Source organism: Klebsiella sp. TF21-TM (assembly GCF_019753495.1).
GTDB classification, from domain to species: domain Bacteria; phylum Pseudomonadota; class Gammaproteobacteria; order Enterobacterales; family Enterobacteriaceae; genus Klebsiella; species Klebsiella quasipneumoniae.
In genome coordinates this window covers 1-19,553 of sequence record NZ_JAIJYL010000002.1, presented here as the reverse complement: position 1 = coordinate 19,553, position 19,553 = coordinate 1, and the positions used below count along the sequence as shown (strand labels likewise).

Below are 19,553 nucleotides of genomic sequence, written 5' to 3'. Positions count from 1 at the left end.
TCAGATATGCAGAAGACAGCAGATGCAAGTAATAAGGTGCGGTTGACGCGTCAATTATGCGCACAGCACCGCAGCGCGAGCGGGATCCAGAGCGATAAGCCCGGCAAGCAAAGACTCCATCTCTGGCTGCAAGCGATTTTTTTCTGCCTCACTGCGCCCGGCCTTGCCTCTTAGCAGCCGGAGTCGGCGGGCTTTGATCTCAAAGATAAGCTCCGGCGTCCATTGTTCGAGCGTCATTTCCCGGGCACGGCGGTCGAGTTCCGCCAGCAGATGCAGCGCTATTTCATTTTTTCCGTACTGCTCGCTGACCCGCGCCATCAATAAGCGCATCAGCCACCGATTGCGGCTGGTGGTATAGCCCGGTTGCGCCTGTAACCAGTTCAGCGCCGACTCAATACCTTCATCGTCCGCGCGGGCGAGCACTTCTGCCTCCAGCGACAGCACCTCATCAGTGCTGGTCGCCGCCATCACCGGCTCACCTTGCCATCCGGCCATCTCATCCAGAACATGTTCGTTAAGCCAGTTGAGCGTCACTTCATCGGCGAATGGCGTACCATCGTTAAACGCCAGGGTTTCCAGCCCCGGTAGACGAGCCAGTAGCCCTTTCATATCCCGGCACAGGATATCGGCCCGTACAGTGTCAGCATCCAGTTTCAGCAGCGCCTGCCAGGCGTACCACTGCACGTCCAGCCACAGATGATTGACGCCTTGCGCCAACAGCGTGTCCGTATGCTCCAGCAGTTCTGACCAGCTTTTCTGTAAATACAACCGCTTAAGATGGGCTTTACTCTCCGGCTTTGGAGGCAATAGCCGGGTCCGGCCGGAGGCATCCAGCGGCGGTAATTCCGTTAAAGTATCCCAACGCACACTCTTCATCAGATGATGACCTGCCAGCCATCCGCCGGGACACTCACGCAGATATTTCGCCAGCACTTTAACCTGGTCGAGCAAATCACGTCCTGAGGTGACGGTATGCATTACCGGTGCGGTGTCTGCATGTTGGGGCAGCAGATCGTGTTCTTCGCGGCTGGTCTGCGGCACCAGGCTGCGGGCGCCGCCGCTTTGCACCAGTCGGTTCTCCAGGAGCTGATATAGCCCGGAAAGATCGGGACGAGAGGCCTCAGCCAATACGGCAAAAGAGGCTTCCGTCAGCAATAACGCCCCGATAATGACCTGCATAGTGGTCATGTCGACTTCCGGATAAAGAGACAGACTGTCCGACATCCGGCGACTGCCAAGCCATTCCAGCGCCGATTTGCAGCTACGTTCACGTTGGGGATGGAGCATATCCCCAAACCGCTCAAGCATTGCCGCAAGCAGCGTAACGCCCTCGGCCAGACCGGTTTCGCCATCCTGCTGCAGACGCGCCCACACGTAAAAGGTGATCACGCGCAGATCCTTGCAGGTATGAGTCAGCAGTTTTTCTGCCAGCTGGCAAATCAGTTCGGTATCGACGCCGGAGATCTTATTGACCTCCTCGCGGATACGCTGAAAATCATCGTCATAGCCCGGATCGCTGCCGGTGGGCTGGCTATCACTGATTGGCGCAAGCCATGACTGCCAGTTTTCCTGGCGTGACCGGGCCTGCTGGCGCAGTACGCTTTCATCCAACTGACTGGCGGCAACCAGATTTTGTAAAATACTCATTTTTCCATCTCATCCATGTCACTATTCCCTACCCCCGCCGTCAGGGCCTGTGCGCTCTCAGCCGCATCGACAGTGAAAATCTGATCCGGCAGGGTCAATCCGCGCAGCGCCAGAAGCACCAGCGGGCCGCTCCCAAGCTGGGAGCGCAGTACCCACTGCAGGGTGCGGCCATCCGGAGCAGTGAAGCTCATCATCCACTGGCTGCGTTCGAGCTGCTGGCGTTTACCCTGCTCCAGCCAGCGAATAAAACCCCAGGTTCCGCTGTAGTCACCAAACAGACGCGTGCCCGCATTGACGGTGGTCCAGGTCAGCAGAGCGCCGGGTTTATACGTTTCCCCCGGCCAGCGAAAAGTCTGCCAGTCGGCCATCTGATTGAAATAGCGCAGTTTTTGGCCGTCTATCGTCAGCTGTGTCTCCACGACCTGTGCAACAGGCCTGGCCTGCAATTCGAAGCTGATGCCCTGGCTGCCATCGGTGAAAAGAATGTCGGACAGCTGGCTTAGCTGGTTGATGGCGCGCAGAAAGGCTGGATTAAAGACCAGGCCGTGGCTGTTGACCTTATCCGGCATCCACTGACTGCCTTCTTTATGCAGGACACCGTTCAGCTCCGTCGTAAGAAAACGTTCGATTCGCCCGCTGTCTTTGCGCACAAACTCAGCCAGCATCGGCAGAGAGGCGTCGCTTTTGCTGGCGGCAAACGGAAAGCGGCCGTCAAAGGCAGTGTGCCAGTTGGCGACTACCGATCGGCGCCATTTATCATTCAGACTGGCCGCCGACGGCAGAAGCACGGTTTCCCAGGCCTGAGTCAGCGGCTGCACAAACAGAGTGTTACCGAAGCCACTCCACTCTTCGCCAAGGCTTGCCGAAATCAGACTGCCATATTGTTGCGTGTCGGTCAGGTCGACGCTTTTCCCCTGGAAGACGGTCTGCGCCAGGGTCTGCATCATCTCCTGCGGATCGGAGGCATTCGCAACCTGCTGCAGACGCAGGCGCACGCGGGTGATACGGGTCAGATAGGTTTGCAGGCTCAGGGTGCTGTCGGCCGACATGACGTTGCTGCCCGTGTTTTTCCCCATCAGCTGGAGCAGTGGGCCGAACGTGTCATCCAGAGGCCCCTGCGGCCCGGCTGCCGACTGGTCGATGACCGGCTTGTCTTTTCCGCCCACCAGATCTTTGGCCGATTTAATAAGGCTGTCCGACAGCCCCTCCCTTTGTTGCCCCGCCTGCCCCTGCCAGGCAAGGGTATTCATCAGGGCAATCAGCGGCGACTGGCGGACATCGCTTATCAGCGTGAGCTGGTCGGTAACATCAGCAATGGTGGTCGCCGGATTAAGTCGCAGACTGTTGAGAAAATTCAGCCAGCTGCCGGCGAAATCGGTGAAGTAGCGTCGGGTCAGACGCGCTTTCAGCGCCTCCGGCGACAGGTCTGTCGACACCGTTTTGCGCGAATCGCTCAGCACCCAGTCGATTTCCTCCCGGCGCGAGCTGGCTGCCTTATCAATGGCCTGCTGAATGCCGCCTTCCCATGCCTGGCGGGTAAACATCCCCGGGACCACTTCATCGGTGGTAAACAGGCGGCGCGCATCGGTGCCACTGGTCATGTCTTCCAGCGATACATCGGCAAAATTACGTCGCACGGATTTGAGCATGTTCTCATACAGGGTGCTTTCGGCATTGCGGCGACCTATCTGCTGCAACAGAACCTGACGGCTCTGACTGACCCGTTGTGCATCCGGGATGATCTTCCACTCTGGGCGCCCGGGCAGCAGGGAGAGATAAAAGGCCCACAGATCCGGCGCCAGACTTTGCCACAGTCCGGTCGAGATCCCCTTTCGCGTTGGCTGGACCGTTTTCATGGTCTGCGCGAAAAAGGCGCCATCGGCTTTATCCGGACGAGCCATCATCAGCCAGGCTTTCAGCTGGTCATAGCCCGGTTTCGCCAGCCGGGCTCGCTGGTCGCTATTGGGTGCGGAGTTGACCAGCGCGCTGAGCGCCTGCCGCAGCGCGACATTGGCCGGGTCACGTATCAGGCGGTTGTTTGCCACGCCGTACCAGGGCAGGACGGCGTCTAATAGTTGCTGATTATGGTCCAGACCAAAGCGCCGATACCAGGGCGCTCCCTTCTGCCCATCGTGCACGAGACGGCCGGCCTCATTGCGCAGGGCATGGAGGGCCGTCAGTTGATAGTCAGAAACAGAGGGGTGGGTCACCAGGTCACGGGCTTTTCCCGCTACCGAAACAATCTGGCTGTAATTAAGGGTAAAGGAGAGCAGCAGTCCCGCCGCCCACAGGCCGAGGATAGCCATCAAACCGCACGCCAGGCCCCGCTCCCACGCCATTCCCACGTGATGCCCGTGTAAACGGCGGCAGTCATCGACGATTCCCTGCCAGGTGGCGGGCAGCGTCAGGAGATGAGGCTGGCCCGCAGGCGAGGCATCAGCCTCCTGATAAGGATCCTTGGCGCGAGGCTCTGGCAGGCTAAACATCAGGCCACGCAGCGCAAACCTCTGCCGCGAGGCGGTCAGCCAGGGCGCCAGCTGCCAGCGCCATTGCGCGATCCCTCCGTCGATAAGCTGCTGCCCCAGACGCAGCAGGAAGTCGTGGCGGGTCTCCTCCGCGATCTGGCGCATCCCCTGCTCCCGCAGCGTGGGCAGCATCTGCGCAAGCTGACGGGCGACATCGTCCTCAGCGGCGCGCAACGGGAAGCTAACGCCTACCGCCTGTACCGCGCGGTCAGCCTGCGACCACTCACTGCCGCACAGTTTCCACAGCCAAACCGGGGCGGCATAGCCCAGTAGTTCGCTAATTTTTTCCAGCCCGCGCAGGTCGTTTTCGCTTATCTGCGGCGTCAGGGTGAGAGACGATCGCATCACCCGCACAATCCCGTCCAGAGGACGGCCGCGGCGCAGCTTGCGTAGCGCGGCGTATTGCTGACTGTCGGGTTCGGAGAGCAAACTGCCGCCGTAAATCAGTACGGTGCGGTTGCCTTCAAGCCAGTGCTGCCGTTGTAGGCCGGGAACCAGTTGTTCTATTGCCTCATCGTCGCCGGTGACTAAAAGCAGGCGGACTTTGCGGCGCCAAAAGAAACTATAGCGGTGCTGAAGATATTTTTTTAATTCATTGTTGTTCTCTGCCGTCACATAATATATCTCGTTGACATAGTTCTCATCATCAGGGGTAAATGGTGTTTCAATATGCCTCTCAGATAAGACGAACTGAGCTGTTATGCAGGAAATGCAAGATATTCCTACAATCGCGACTATCTTTAACCAAGTGGAATATCCCTCAATATCAGCAGGGGTTTTATTTATCTGAGAAATTAATAAAACAATCAGGAGCAAGATAACCAAAATCAGGAGACCGAAACCTACCAATCGTATATTTTTTCTCATTCCAACCTTTCCTTTTTGGGCTGTCTGACAGCCTTAACAAAACGAGGATACAGCAGTTTTGAAATTACATTGCGCGTAAGAATGGCTATAAAAGAAAAAGATACTACAAGAAGAAATGAAAATATCATCATGCCAGACCATGAAAATGCAATCGAGGGTGAGCAATTTGCTATCAAACCGAAAATACTAACGCTAAACAACAACGCCATCATAACTGTTCCAGCAGGAAATGGGGATAAATAAAATTCTCTTAATTGGGGAGAAATCACCGGACAACTCTTTCCTATTGTCACAGCCCAACCCTCATTCTCATTTTCGCACAAAAGTAAATGAGTTGCCGGGCCATAACGTGTCATTTCGCAAGCTGACGCAATCATCAGCCATCCAGCAAGCCTTTTATAAACACCAAATTCCTTGTCAAAATCAATTACCCCCCCAGCTCCGATATTATCAACCAGTGGTAATGGTAGTGTATTTAAAACTCTACCCAATTCTTGTTGGGCCGTAATGTTTAATCCACTATGCCAGACTAAATATCTTTGATCTGATGGTTGTTGCCCCATATCATGCCACTCAATTAATTCATTCTCCATGGCATTACCACGAAGGGGCATTGCATGGAAAATTTTGGGGATAAAGTTATATTCACCTTGCTTAACTAAAGATGATGGTTTAAGCAGTAAAATGCTTGCAAACTCTGGTAATGACTCATTAGGCTGCCGATAATGCATCGCCAGCACCAGAATGTTGCCGCATGTAGTAGATACACACTGGTTCCAGTCTTTAAAGGCGAACTCTTTCGGGAGCACCAATGTATAAGGTAAACCAGAGAGTTTTTCGCTATCCCAGAGTCGTCGAAATGCCCGCTGTTCCGCTTCTTTTTCGCTAGAAGAGGTAAGTAATATCACCGTTAAATTACCCGAATGCTTATCAAGAAGCCTCTGTGGGATACTGACAAACAGTAATCGACATAGTTGTTCAAAACGCGAAATACCCGGCGTTAGTGGCTCGTCAGGAAGCAGTGTCAGCGGCGGTTCTTCATCAATGCCTTCCGACGATACACCAGCGATTTTAGGGAGCAATTGAGAGTTGGCTGGTATTATACAATGGAAGCTTACAAAGTGGTGCTTGTGTGCTCTTCTGAACCACAGAAGATTCGTATTATGTCTCCAGGAATTCCAGCGCCATACAGCAAAAGCTTGAACCTCCCACCAGAACGTGTAGAAGGTAACTACAGTAAAACATCCGATAGTAGTTTGTAGTATCATTGGCAGCCAATAACCGCTACTAAAAGAAAGAAATCTGTTTTCCGGAGAGTCCAATACTGCAATAATTAGCGACAGAACAAAACCTAATAAAACAATTAAGAGGCATAACCAAGGCGACCACTGTTGGGCGCTGTTTTTCTTTGGAATAACCGGTAGAGACCATCCCATTATCCGATCTCCATATCCTGTAAACTGGCAATAACCACAGCTCCGCACTGTGTTTTACAATGGTGGATAACAACTCCACGGCCGTTTTCTTCATAGGCAGAAAAATCACACTCAATGATGTTATTTGTACCGTGATACGGACAGGATACAGTATCGTTCAGGAGGGCAACATTTTTTCCTGATATCTCAAAACTGGACGAGGCTGAAGTTACTATACCACCATGTGAAGTAGCATCCCCTATAACAACGATATATTTACCCACTTGCCATTCCTTTGGTTAAAATTAAGACCTTTAATATTTATTTTGATATTCATCATGTTTATTAAACTGAATGGCTTATTAACACTTGTTTATGCCTTATTGACAGACCTGTACATGGGTAATTTATATTTCTCCTTATTAAATTTATCAGTAATAGTTTCACGACTAATTATATCAGGCTCAGGCACATTGTCAGGTATTCCGCTGAAGAGATAAGGATCCTCACCTTGTGTCCAATCCGCTTTTCGCCGTAAATCAGCCATAAATTCTTTATCCCAGGTTGCATCGCAATATCCTATTGGCAAATCATATGCCACCACCTGAGACATGAAATCAGCACGCATTGGAAGAGTACTATGATCCGTAGGCTGAGAAACATAAGTTCTTATGCGAAGATCCTTTTCTTCAAATGTCTCCTTACGGTTCACAGGTACCAATCGGGGCTCAGATTCAGTACCCACATTTTTAAATCCAGTCACAATGTCCTGATTAGGATATAGGTTGATATAGTTGTCATAGGTATTGTCGTTTTTTCGTTTTTTATCCAGATTAAATTCCCCCCAACCATCTATCTGTCTGTCATCGTGTTCAGCTCCAACGCGTGATGCATCAAAACCAGCTAATTTTGCAGCATCTATAGGTTCAGGTACCTTTTCGGCATTAATAAAAACCGTTTGCCCTTCTGGAGGATCCGGATAGGTGAAGCTGCTGCTTTGATACTTGTCGCCTTTATCATCCCAGAACGGTTTACCATCCGGCAATTTTGCAAAAGGTGTTGCGGGATTTGGGGCTTCGCCACATGGGGTACTGCGAGCCAGCATTCGCTGAAATAAATGGCCTTGATGCTTTTTCAGCAGAGGATGAGGCTGTCCCTGAGAATTGTTGGGTAATCCCTGCCAGCCAATTGAGCGTAGCGGGCGTGACCCCATAACACGGTCATGAGGACAAAAGTAAATATAGGTGCGGCCGTGGTTATCTCGTTCGGCAAGACTGCTGCCACTTTCACTGGCAAGAGTGACATCAGGTCGCCAATTCTTTTTATCCGCTGTCTGGCCTACGCAAAGTCCTTCATATCCAAGTGATGACAGGTGATTTTTTCTGGAAGCCACCTTGTCAACAATGGCAGATAAGGTGCTTTGTCTCCCTTCAGGAGAGATGCATTCCTCTGCTGGAAGCGAAGCGCCATTAAGATCGTTATGATCCAGTGCATAGGGTGAGTTAAGTACAAATAATGCATCAGGTGCATTCTTCGCTAGCGCTACCGCTGCCATTGCAACCATGGTTCCCTGGCTGTGAGAAATAATGGTTACTGTATCTTTGGGATATTTATTACGAATACTGTCAACCAAGTCTGCAAGGCGTTTTGCTGCATGGGCATAGTATTTTCGCGGTGGGGCATTGGTTAACAGGCGATCTTTGTCTTCATTAAACCACTGGACTTTGATACCTGCGACTCTCTCTTTAAACCCTTTTTCACTCCATAAAGAGTGCAGATTATTTGTGCCGTTCTGGAATGGCCCGCCGCCCCAGAAAAATGGGCTCTGCGCCATAATATTTTCCTGAGGTAGGCCTTGTCTTTTTAACTGATGGTAATCAACGCCTTTTCTATTGGCTAGCGGTATAACATATTTATCTTCATTACCTTTAGGTGAAGCATACCCCCAGTAAAAGCGAATGACTGGAGATTTATTTTTATCAACTTCAGGTAAATCTCGGGATACCAGAGGTTCAGAATCTATTTTCTCATCAGAAAGATATTTGTTGGCCACCAATTCATAATCTGTCTCGTTTAATCCAAGCCTCTTATTCAGCCCTTCGCAAAGTTTCTCCTCCGCAATTGAAAACCATTCTCCTGTCGAGTTAACACCATGTACAAGGATAATAATACCAGGCAAATGTGGAGGTAAATCACACCCGCCTCTGATTTGGCAATTTTTATGAGAGGGGAATGAACGCCAGGAAGGATGCCCATTATCATCAAATTTACATTCAAGTTCCCGGACAGGTTCAGGGTTAGTGTTCATTTTTCTCCACCTTCTTTTTTCCACTTGATTCAAGTGTATACGTGATGGTTTTAGCTTCAATACTTTTATCACACAGATATTTAGCATCAATACTTTTCGTGGAAAGTTTCGGGAACTCAACCCTGTGACTATAAACCTCATCCTCAATCCTGATTCGAATATCTGATAATTCATTTGCCATTAAATTACTTTCCTCATGATTTTTCGGAGGTGTTAATGTTCTGATATAGTCGAATATACGAAACTTTGGCCCATACTCGTCTGCATAGGGCATTTTTTTTCTTATCAGTTCTTCTTTTACTAACTCATGAACTTTTTTCTGCCAGTCATCATAAATACTTATTAAATTGCCGTCTGAAAATCTTAATTTATTTACTGATCGAAGATCGCGAAGACCTATAGGGTGAGAATATACATTCTCTATTTGAGACTCATCCCTTAAGTAAACCCCATCATTAGCTACTACTACCTTAAGCTTATTGAAACGCTCAGGGGTGCTGTATTCTTCAGCTACAATTTTATATATAAATGTTTTCCCATAGTCGGCTGAAAAGAAGAAAAATACAGGACAACCTGTTGTGGAATTACCGCCACCACAATATTGTCTGGTAGATGCGCCGGGAAATGCCAGATAACCATTATCCGCCCCATTTATAATAGAGCCTCTATAAGCTGCTAAGTTATTCCCCCGGCGATATGCGAAATCATAAAAATCGTCATCCCATCCCAGCTGGGTTTTTATTCCCCGCAGAGAGTCATTGTAATAAACCTGTCCACCCTCATCACAGGATATATAGTTTTCCAGGGTCAGGTATCGATTTTTATCTATGCGATAAATAATTTGAGCCGGTGCATCTGTTTCAACTTTTCGTGACTCTTCTAGCTTTTGAGAACCGCTCATTCCTCCCAGCCCCACCCCAAAGCTTGCCCCCATACTGGCTCCTGCCAGGAACTGTAACCCTTTATAAATGGCATACAGGAGTACACCAATAATGGCTATAATTGTGAGGACTTTCTTGTCTGACTGATTCCATCTCATCTTAATTCGCCTTAACTAAGCTGATAATCATATTATCGATAACATCAGAGGAATTGAGTGATGTTGCGCCAGAAGCATCTGTAACACCGGAAACAACTGAACCATCTGGCATGGTAATTTTGTACGCTCTCCCTGGCAGTGGTTCTTTAGTCAGCGCATTTCTGATTATAAATTTTTCATCAAATGTTGAGGGTTCAAACGACCTCATAACACCCTGCATACTGCCAGCGCCTGCTTTCTTTATCCCCGAATTCTTAATCAGCAGTTTGCCCGATCCGCCAATTTCAACATTCCCACCAGTGATTTTGATATAGCCGCCACCGCATATCAGCGTCAGTTCATCCTGTGCTGTAATGACCATTTTTCTGCCACTTGAAATATGCGTATCCTCCGTCGACCAGGTAGTGATATTCCCTCCCTGAGCCTGAATATCAATATCATTTTGCGAGCTGAATAGTTTGACACCTCCATGACTATACAGACTCAGTTGCTTACCTACCGCCATGGTAAAGTCCTTATGTGCACCAACATCGAGCTGTTTACCTGCAGTAAGAGTCAGGTTATCGCTGGCCGAAAACTGCATATCTTCACCGCTCACAAGGGCAATTCCATTCGGCGCACTGCCAAGGATCACCTCCCCATGCAGTTGTTCAATTTTCTGCTTCAGGAGTTTTTGCTGACGACTGACATCAGCAGCCAGGGCCTGAGCCTGAAGTGCGCTGGCGGCAAGGGATTCCATCTCCAGTAATGCCGCTGAAAGCCGGGCAAGGGCCGGCTCCATATCCAGCGCCTGCCCCTGGGCCTGCGCCTGTCCGTCCGCGCTGATAAAAATACCCTTCTGCGCCCTGATGGCGCCCCAGCTGTCGGTTCTCAGCTCAAACCCCTCGCCGCGCTGCTGTCTTTCGCTGTCGACCAGATGGCCGAGATTCAGCTGGCTCTTGCCGCCATACTCGGTCGACACCTTGATATGCTCTTTCCCACGCTCATCGTCGAGGCGGATTTTGTTGTTGGCCGGGGTGCGCAGGACGTTACGTTTGTCATTGCGGATGGTCACGTGGTCGCCGTGCGCCGAATCGTGGAGCACGCCGGCGATATACGGCCGGTCCGGGTTACCGTCCTCAAAGCCAATCGCCACCTCCGTCCCCGCCAGCAGCGGCAGGTGCAGGCCGTAAGTGTCTCCGGCATACGGCCGCGACTGGCGGACCCACAGGCTCTCGAACCCGGTTTCCCAGCGCGCCCGGTCAAACAGCATATTCACCCGGTAGCGCCCGTGTTTGTCGATATGCCCGTAGGTGTCGTTTTCCCGGGTACTGGTCACGCGGGCCGGCAGCGTCCCGGCCATCACCGGGCGCGCGCCGGGCTCGGGCCGGTAGCCGACGTCCGGGCTGTCCGGTATGCCGGCAAACTCCACCGTAAAGTCGGCATCGCGCCGGGCGTGGCTGTGCATCGTCGTGATAAGCACGCCATGAGCAAACTCTCCAGCCACCTCCTCTCCGCCGGTCACCTTCAGCACCTGACCCGGGCAGAGCGTCGGGCAGCTGGTGGTGGCCTGCATCCGGGTCTGGCCGTTCAGATAACGCTCATGGCGAAGCCGGGCGTAAAACGCCCCGGTCTCCGGCGCCGGATGGCGGTCATGGACATTCCCAGCGGTCAGGTAGTTATCTCCCCAGTGGTAAGCCTCACCAAAGGTAGTGGTCTCCCCGCGGGTGACATCCACCTGCGCGTTCATGTCCGCCGTCGCCTCGCGGTAGTTGTAGTCGCGGGTACTGACCTGCTGCTCCACGACGCGGTGGCGGCATGCCATCCCCCACACCGCGTCCACCCCCGCCGACTGCTGCCCGGACGGCGGGACCGAAGGCAACGTCAGCCCCTTCTCATAGCCCTGCTGACTGTCGCAGAACTCCGCGACGTCGATGTGCAGCCGCGTGTCGGCGGTAAAGCGAAACCAGATCCCCACCTCACCCAGCAGCCGGGTGATAAAGCGCAGGTCATCCTCACCGTACTGCATCACCTGCTCGCGGCGCGGATACGTTTTTGTCAGCGAGAACAGAAAATCCTGACCGCGCAGGCCGTGGCGCTCGCGGAGGATTTTTTCCACAATCTGCGGAACGGACTGGTCCTGATAAATGGCGTTCTGGTGCGAGCGGTTAAGCAGCGCCAGGCGCGGCTGGATGGTCAGCGCGTAGTGCGTTTCATCCCTGGAGGTGCCGAGCCGTTCGAACCCCGTCACCACGCCCTGGATCACCCGCACGGGTTGCTGAACATTGATGCCGAAGCCCTGAGCTACCGGCGCCTGCAGCGTGAGGGAGGCTGCCTTCATCAGCATCATCTCTTTTCTGATGGCATGGTCTGCGCTGGTGAATTCGATACGATAGCGGAACGGCTGGCTCAGGGCTTCATCGCCCTCAAACGCCAGCACATCAAGCCCGGCTTCACATCCCTTCACCGAAAGCAGATGGTGGTTGTGGCTGAACAACAACGATTTCACGCTACTCATCGGCGATTGCCCTCTCGTCAAACGCCATCACGATGCCTTCTTCTTCGTGATACCCCAGCGTCACATGGTTCGGTTTATGCCCCGCCGCCATATGGCTCAATAGCTGCTGACTCAGCGCCGGCAGGATCTGCTGATTGAGCAGAATGTCGACGTTGCGGGCGCCGGTGTCCGGCAGCAGGCAGGCCTCGGTCAGCGCGTCGAACAGGCTCTCGCTGAGGGTGGTGGTCATCCCGTAATGGCAAGCCAGACGCTGACTCACCTGCCCGAGCTTCATGTCGACAATGGCGCGCAGCGCTGCCGCCGGCAGCGGACGGTAAATCACCGTCTGGAAGCGGGCCAGTAGCGCCGGCTGGAAGTGACCGCGCAGCACCGGGCGCAGCAGCTCGTGCAGGTCTGATTCGCTGGCTTCAGGCTGTTCATCCAGCAGCTGCATTAGCAGGTCACTGCCAAGGTTGGCGGTCATCAGGATCACGGTGTTGCGGAAGTCGATTTCACGCCCCTCGCCGTCGCGCATTACCCCCCGGTCGAAGACCTGGTAGAACAGGTTCATCACATCGCGATGGGCCTTTTCCACCTCATCGAGCAGCACCACGCTGTAGGGGCGTTTGCGCACCGCCTCGGTCAGGATCCCGCCCTGGCCGTAGCCGACGTAGCCCGGCGGAGAACCCTTCAGCTGGCTGACGGTGTGCGGTTCCTGGTACTCGGAGAGATTAATGGTGATCAGCGCTTTCTCGCCGCCGAACAGCGCATCGGCGAGGGCGAGCGCCGTTTCCGTTTTGCCGGTGCCGCTCGGCCCGACCAGCAGGAACACCCCCTGCGGACCATTCTCCGGCGTCAGGCCGGTTTTCGCGGCGCGCAGGCGCCGGGCAATAGCGCTCAGGGCCGCCTCCTGGCCAACCACCCGTTTGCCGAGACTCTGTTCCAGGCTCAGCAGCTCCGTCTGCTCATCCTTCATTAGCGAGGAGAGCGGCACGCCGGTCCAGTCGGCAATCACCGTCGCCACGGTGCGGACGTCGACGTCCAGCCCGAGCAGCGGATTGCCGTGCTGGGCGGCAGTAAGCGCGTTTTGCAGGTCGTTGATTTCCCCCTGGCGGGAGATATCGCGACGACATGCCCGCAGTGCCTCCGTCAGCTGCAGCTCCTGACCATATTGGGTTTCGAGGGTATCCAGCGCCAGGATAAGGCAGTTCTCCTCCTGCTCAATGAACGCCAGCCGTTCGCCGTGGGCGCTGTTGCCCAGCGCGATATCCTCCAGCAGCGCCTGCTTCTCCATCGCCAGCGCGGTGAGCTGCGCCTTCAGGCGGGTCAGCGGCTCTGGCACGGTATCAAGGCTCATGCGCAGGCGGGCGGAGGCGGTGTCGAGTAAATCCACCGCCTTGTCCGGCAGCTGGCGGCCGGTGAGATAGCGTCGTGACAGCGTCACGGCGGCACGCACCGCGTCATCCGTGATATGCACCCCGTGGTGGTGGGCATACCGGGCCTTCAGGCCGCGCAGCATCAGGCTGGCGGTGTCGTCGTCCGGCTCATCCACCTTGACCATCTGAAAGCGGCGCTCCAGCGCGGCATCGCGCTCGAAGTACTGCTTGTATTCACGCCAGGTGGTGGCGGCGATGGTCCGTAGTTCCCCCCGGGCCAGCGCCGGCTTCAACAGGTTGGCGGCATCCGCCCCGCCGGCCTGATTGCCCGCGCCGATAATCGTGTGCGCCTCGTCGATAAACAGCAGCACCGGCGTAGGCGACTGCTGCACCGCCTCAATGATATTTTTCAGCCGCTGCTCGAACTCGCCTTTGACCCCGGCGCCGGCCTGCAGCAATCCGAGGTCCAGGGTGCGCACCGACACCGGCTTCAGCGCGTCGGGGACGTTGCCTTCAGCAATGCGCAGCGCCAGGCCTTCCACAAGGGCGGTCTTGCCCACGCCCGGTTCACCGACGAGGATCGGGTTGTTTTTACGACGCCGGGAGAGAATATCCACCATCTGGCGGATTTCCGTATCACGTCCGAACACCGGGTCAATCTGCCCGTCTCTGGCTTTGGCAGTGACGTCGAGAGTAAATTTGTCGAGGGCGTTCTGCAGCGCCGGGTTGGGCCCATCCGCGTCCGGTACCCCGTCCGCAGGACGCCCCACAAACTCCACGTCCCCGCCATGACGCTGCGCCAGCGCAGTCTCCTGCTGCGCTTGCGGACGTTCGTCGGACTGGGTATCCAGCAGGGGGCGCAGGCGTTCCAGCTGGCTCTGGCCCAGGGTTAACAGCGGCCACAGGCCATCGCACTGGATCAGATTCTGTTTTGCTACCAGCGCCATCAACAGGTGAACACTGCGGATCTGCGCTTCGCCGCTGAGCGAGGCAATCAGCCAGGCCTCCTGCATTAGCTTCAGGATAGCGCCAGATAGCTGAGGACGATGACGTACCGAGCGCGGCTGTTTATCCAGCCAACTAAGCAGATCCTGCCATAGCGCATCCATATCCCATTCGTAGCGCCGCGCCAGCACCGTCAGATCGCCTTCCCCCTGTTCCAGCAGCTTGAGCAGCCAGTGCTCGGGCAGGATCTCAGCGTGCGCCCGGGACTGGCACAGCGAGGCCGCCCCCTCCATCGCGCGGGCACAGCAGGGATTAAGACGGCGTAACAGGCTGGCTGGATTTTCCATGAGATCCTCTCTTTATTGGTTCCGGACACGCTACCGCCCGTCGCTGTTCCCCAACAGGAACCCATAGCGCACAGGGTCAGGCAGGCAGATTGTGTTTTTCTTTGCTGAGTACCCGCATCTCAGGCATTCAGCAAAAAACGGCGGACAGAGAAACGCTGTCCGCATCAGGCGATGGCCCTCCTTACTCCCCGGTCGCATAGATAACGATGCGACCGGGGTGAGCGAACGCCGCCAACGCGCCTCCGGCGCGAAGAATGACGGGCAATTACGCGGTAGCGCGTTCGTTCCAGCTATCGGAATGAATGATGTTGCCGTCTTTATAGGTCCAGATGATCTTCTCGTAGCGCAGCTCGATCTGTTCCAGATGGTTGTGCTTCTCGTAGGCAGGGTCTTTGATGTCGTGCATCAGGGGATTCACTTTCACCACCTTGACGTTCTCAAGCGTGGTGTTGAAATACTCCACTTCCTGGCCAGCATCGTTGATCCGATACCACTTGAACTCGGCGGATTTCAGGGTCTGACCGGTGGTCACCGCCTTGTACAGGTAGGAGCTGGAGGAGTCGATCTCCTTGGTGAACAGGAAAGGCGTATGGATCCGCGTGCCGGTCAGTTTGCCGGTGTTGTTATCGGTCGGGATGTACAGGTTATGCTCCTGGGCCACCACTTCGATACTGCCTTCACGATCCTGAACGTCGACAGACCCTTTAATGTCCGCGCCGCCGTCGTCTTTCAGCCAAAGATAAACAGGAATTGCCATGGAATTACTCTCCATTGTGTAGTGAAGCGCCATCATCCTGGGATGACGCAGAGGGTTTGTCCGGTAACCGGCAGGCGTCGACCTGCGGCACCAGACTGATTTCGACACGTCGGTTCAGCGCCCGGCCTTCCGGCGTGTCGTTTGTTGCAATTGGGCGGCTTTCGCCATAGCCCTGAACGGCAAAGCAGCTATCCGGCACGTCGCCGGTATCGCGCATCCAGTCGCGGACCGATTCCGCGCGTTTCAGCGACAATAGCTGGTTGGCTTTTTCATCACCGACGCTGTCGGTGTGGCCCGCCACCACGATCAGCCACCCGGGCCTGGCCTTAATGTCCACCAGCGAGTGGACCAGCTGCTTTGTCGAACCGGGTTTCAGTACCCATTTCCCGGTATCGAACAGCGACATGCTGTCAAGGCGGATGACATGCGGCGCGACGCGCTGCACCGGCCTGGGGGGCGGTGGCGGCGGCACGTAGCGGCGAATAGCCTCCAGCAACGGCAGGCGAATCCGCTCCCCGCGATATAAGCCAAGACTCAGGCGCAGCGGGACGCCGTTACGCGCCCAGCTATCCAGCAGCGCGGCATCTTCACGCAGCACCCTGACGACGCTGGCTTTTGCCCCATAATCATCCATCGCGATCCGCTCATAACGGGCAATATCAACGCCCACGCGCTGCAGCAGTTGTCGATTGTTCCAGCCACTGCTGAGCAGCGCGGCGACAGCCGCGAGAGTGAAAATAGCGAGCGCCGCGCGCCCGGCCCTGCCCCATGGCGTAAGCCCCCGTCCCGCCGGTAACTGCAACAGGATGAAATCCGGCAAAGATGACGCATCCGGGGTGTCGGTCTCGCCTGGCTGCCAGCCAGCTACCCGCGTCAGGCCGGTATGCCGGGATAACCACCTCGTCCATGCCGACGACGCCAGGCTCCCGGCATGGGTGGGTCCGATCCCCCAAAGTACGGCCGCTGGGGTCAGGGGTGGCAGGTCGGCATTCTCCTCCGTTAACACGGCAAGGACGTGCCGTTCGAACCAGCCCATCAGGCTGTTCATTAACACCTGCTGCTGCAGCGCCGCCGCACCGCCGACGCTCAACCAGGTCGACACAGAACAGGGGGCGCAGGAGGGCTGCCAGACTTTCACCGCCTCACCCGGGATCGCCGCCTGCCAGAGCAGACTGGGGTTCATCGCGCTGCCCACCTGCCCCTGCAGCGCCAGCGGTACGGCATACCCCGTCTGCTGACGCAGCTGGCTGATTTGCCAGCGCAGGGCCAGCAGGGCGCTGGTCAGCGCGTCGCTTTGCGCGTGCCGCTGCGGGCAGACGCAGAGCAGCACCGACAGCTGAGGCCCCCACTCCGGTCGCTGGCTTAATATCTGGCGCGCAACCTGCGGCAGCTCCTCCGTCTTTTCCACCCGGATCCAGCAGCCCTGTTTGACGACCCGCACCGGGGACGGCTGCGGCCAGACACACGGCAAATCGCCGCAAACGAGGACTACCGGCTGGCGATAAGCGATCGCCGGAAGTTCGTGCAGGGTTGACGAGACGTGACGTTCGGCACCACGACGGGCAATACGCCAGATCACGATAATCAGGGCCAGCGTGACCAGCAGAATGAGCCACGCCCCCCAGCGGGGAACCGGCAAAAATAGCAGGCACACCAGCGCGCTCAGCAAGCCTGCCCACAGCGCCAGCCCGCGCTGCTGGGCGGGGCTCATTTCACCTCCCCCGGCAGCAGGGTCAGCAGCAGATGATCGAGCCAGTGGTTCAATCCCCACCACAGAGCCACGATCACCGCCACGCTCAGCCCTGCACGTACCGGCCAGGAGGCCAACCAGCCGCTTATCCCCAGTCCGGCGCGGCTCTCTATCAGCACCGGAGCGCCCTGCGGACAACGGAAAGGCGGGACATGTTCACTGAGCGCGTTGACCAGCTTCAGGCGCTCCGGGTCGTGGAGGGAGCGAAAGCTGCCAACAAAACCCAGCAGCATCACCCGCTGAAAACAGGTGACCACAGCCAGGTCGGGCGTCGGATCATGCAGAACCTCGCGCATCCGCTCGCACAGAGTGTCGCCGGCGTCCATGGTGCCGAGAAAAAGCCCCTGCAGCGGAATGTCATACCACTGCAGGCAGGCATCATCCTCCACGCCGCGCCCTTTCACGACTTCATCGAGCAGCGCGCACTGGGCGGTGAGAATATGCTGACAGCTGACGTCATCAAGCCCGCTCGCCTTCAGCTCAGTTTGCACGCGCTCGACATCAGCAATACAGCGCTGCCAAAGCGTGTACCCCTCCTCATCGCGGAACTGCGGGCCATGGCGCAGGCTGATAACCTGCAGCCAGGTGTTTTGCAGCAGCGCATCGATATCAATGGACGCGGCGTTGCCGCGTTGACGTTCATTCACGTTCGTAGCACCGCAAAAAGTTCAAGTTCAGGCTCGCCGAGCATCCCCGGGACGTAGAACATACAGGTACCGCTCTGCAGCATTTCCGTCGCCAGAGGATGGGACACATCGAGGCTGAAATACTGGTTTTCCAGACGCAGCGGGATCGCCGCCGGCACATGACGCAGTGGCGTCAGGGGCACCCCTGTCCGCGAGGAGTTGACGATGGCTTTGACATGATCCGGACTGCCCACTTTGCACTGCCGCGGAAACTGTTCCTGCAGCTGGGCGACCGGTACCGACGAACGAACCGACAGATAGTAATCCGCCCCTTCCCGCAGCCGGGCATCGTGCAGACGCGCCTGCCAGAAGTGCAGCCGGGCATCATGCTCCAGGGCAATCGCTACCACCCGCGACGGCAGGCTCGCCTCCAGCAGGTCGCTGAGTAAATCAAACAGCGGCGGAAAAACCGCGTTCAGCTGGTCATGTTGATAGATCGGGACGGCATTCGCCTGATGGGTCAGCGAAAAGGTCAGCAGGCTGCCAGCCAGGCGCGCCAGCTCCGGATAGAGGCGTTCCGGCGGGCTTTGCCGGTAACGCAGAAAATAACCCAGCACCGGCTCAGCGCTGTTCAGCGCGTTCAGCAACCAGAACAGAGAGACATCGGCCACGGCAAAATCAGCCATCCGTTCATTGCTCTCGCGACGCATGGCCATCAGGCGCGTCAGACGAGCCCGGAGCTGAGTAAGCAGCAGTTCAAGCTGCGTCGCCAGCCAGCGGCTGCCCTGAATCTGCAGCAGCGGCGGAAGAAACGTCTCGTCGATGAGCCAGGCCCCCTGCGAATCCCGCAGCAGGCGTACCACCGGACAGGTCAGGTAATCGCTGTTATCCTGATGGGCGAAACGGAGGGACAGCTCCGGCTGCATGACGGCAATCTGCCGGGTATCATCCCCGAACTGGTTGCGGACATCGCGCCAGCGCTGCCGGAAGCGCACCGGCCTGTCGGCCACATCATCAGGCTTCAGGCAGTTGCCGCCATTGGCCTTCATCAGAGGCAGCGCCAGCATCACCACTCCCGTGCGGGATTCGCCCTCCAGCGACAAAGCCGGCGGCAGCGCATCGGAATTGTCCGTATCAATCATCGTGCCATCCTGGAACCGGACCTGCAGCCTGTGAGCCTGCAGGCGTCCCAGTTTGAGCATCTCTGGTTCGAAGGTCGCCTCAACCACTCCCCAGGGGTGGTTGAGGCCCATCCGGGCAATCGCTTCCGCAGCCCAGGCGGCAAACGCAGCCTGCTGTTGAAAATGCTGGGGCGACACCATAATGCCCCGGCCCCATAACGGACGTTCGGTTTTCATCATCGTCCGACCCTACGCCTTCGCCTTCGGCATCTGGCTGACCAGCGACAGATTGACGTCCAGCCCCTCGACCTGGAAGTGCGGCACGGCGTACAGCTTCACGCGGAAGAAGCCCGG

Annotated in this window: 13 protein-coding genes; all 13 read right to left on the bottom strand. The window is 55.9% G+C overall.

What is annotated here, in order from left to right; translation table 11 throughout:
- Positions 1–54: 54 nt before the first annotated feature.
- On the bottom strand, positions 55–1,647 hold the full coding sequence (gene tssA / locus K5R89_RS01975; RefSeq protein WP_087827680.1) for a type VI secretion system protein TssA: 1,593 nt from the start codon (positions 1,645–1,647) through the stop codon (positions 55–57).
- Positions 1,644–5,039 (bottom strand): ImcF-related family protein, encoded by a 3,396-nt coding sequence (locus K5R89_RS01970; RefSeq protein WP_101989486.1) that lies wholly within the window; start codon positions 5,037–5,039, stop codon positions 1,644–1,646. Before K5R89_RS01970 ends, tssA begins: the two co-directional genes overlap by 4 nt.
- Positions 5,036–6,475, bottom strand: a complete 1,440-nt coding sequence (locus K5R89_RS01965; RefSeq protein ID WP_023289398.1) for a hypothetical protein — start codon at positions 6,473–6,475, stop codon at positions 5,036–5,038. The genes K5R89_RS01970 and K5R89_RS01965 overlap by 4 nt, the downstream gene beginning before the upstream one ends.
- Entirely contained in the window at positions 6,475–6,738 is a 264-nt protein-coding gene (locus tag K5R89_RS01960; protein WP_044522532.1) for a PAAR domain-containing protein, read from the bottom strand. The genes K5R89_RS01965 and K5R89_RS01960 overlap by 1 nt, the downstream gene beginning before the upstream one ends.
- An 89-nt stretch (positions 6,739–6,827) precedes the next feature.
- Positions 6,828–8,762: a hypothetical protein gene (locus K5R89_RS01955; protein WP_023289397.1), complete on the bottom strand. Its 1,935-nt coding sequence runs from the start codon at positions 8,760–8,762 to the stop codon at positions 6,828–6,830.
- A complete protein-coding gene (locus tag K5R89_RS01950; protein WP_064157526.1) occupies positions 8,752–9,801 on the bottom strand; it encodes a hypothetical protein in 1,050 nt (349 codons plus the stop codon). The genes K5R89_RS01955 and K5R89_RS01950 overlap by 11 nt, the downstream gene beginning before the upstream one ends.
- 1 nt (position 9,802) lies before the next feature.
- On the bottom strand, positions 9,803–12,289 hold the full coding sequence (locus tag K5R89_RS01945) for a type VI secretion system Vgr family protein (RefSeq protein WP_217259194.1): 2,487 nt from the start codon (positions 12,287–12,289) through the stop codon (positions 9,803–9,805).
- A 1-nt stretch (position 12,290) separates the two neighbouring features.
- Positions 12,291–14,945 carry a type VI secretion system ATPase TssH gene (tssH, locus tag K5R89_RS01940; RefSeq protein ID WP_217259188.1) on the bottom strand — a complete coding sequence of 885 codons (2,655 nt, stop codon included), beginning with the start codon at positions 14,943–14,945 and terminating at the stop codon, positions 12,291–12,293.
- Between the two features lie 265 nt (positions 14,946–15,210).
- Positions 15,211–15,702: an Hcp family type VI secretion system effector gene (gene hcp / locus K5R89_RS01935; protein WP_217259189.1), complete on the bottom strand. Its 492-nt coding sequence runs from the start codon at positions 15,700–15,702 to the stop codon at positions 15,211–15,213.
- Positions 15,703–15,706: 4 nt separating this feature from the next.
- Positions 15,707–17,413 (bottom strand): OmpA family protein, encoded by a 1,707-nt coding sequence (locus K5R89_RS01930; protein ID WP_217259190.1) that lies wholly within the window; start codon positions 17,411–17,413, stop codon positions 15,707–15,709.
- The gene (gene tssL, locus K5R89_RS01925; protein ID WP_217259191.1) at positions 17,410–18,099 is read right to left on the bottom strand and encodes a type VI secretion system protein TssL, short form; all 690 of its coding nucleotides are present in this window, start codon (positions 18,097–18,099) and stop codon (positions 17,410–17,412) included. Before tssL ends, K5R89_RS01930 begins: the two co-directional genes overlap by 4 nt.
- Entirely contained in the window at positions 18,096–19,439 is a 1,344-nt protein-coding gene (gene tssK, locus K5R89_RS01920) for a type VI secretion system baseplate subunit TssK (protein WP_165453632.1), read from the bottom strand. The genes tssL and tssK overlap by 4 nt, the downstream gene beginning before the upstream one ends.
- Positions 19,440–19,448: 9 nt before the next feature.
- Positions 19,449–19,553: type VI secretion system contractile sheath large subunit (locus K5R89_RS01915; RefSeq protein ID WP_179207817.1), on the bottom strand; the 105-nt coding region annotated here is incomplete at its 5' end.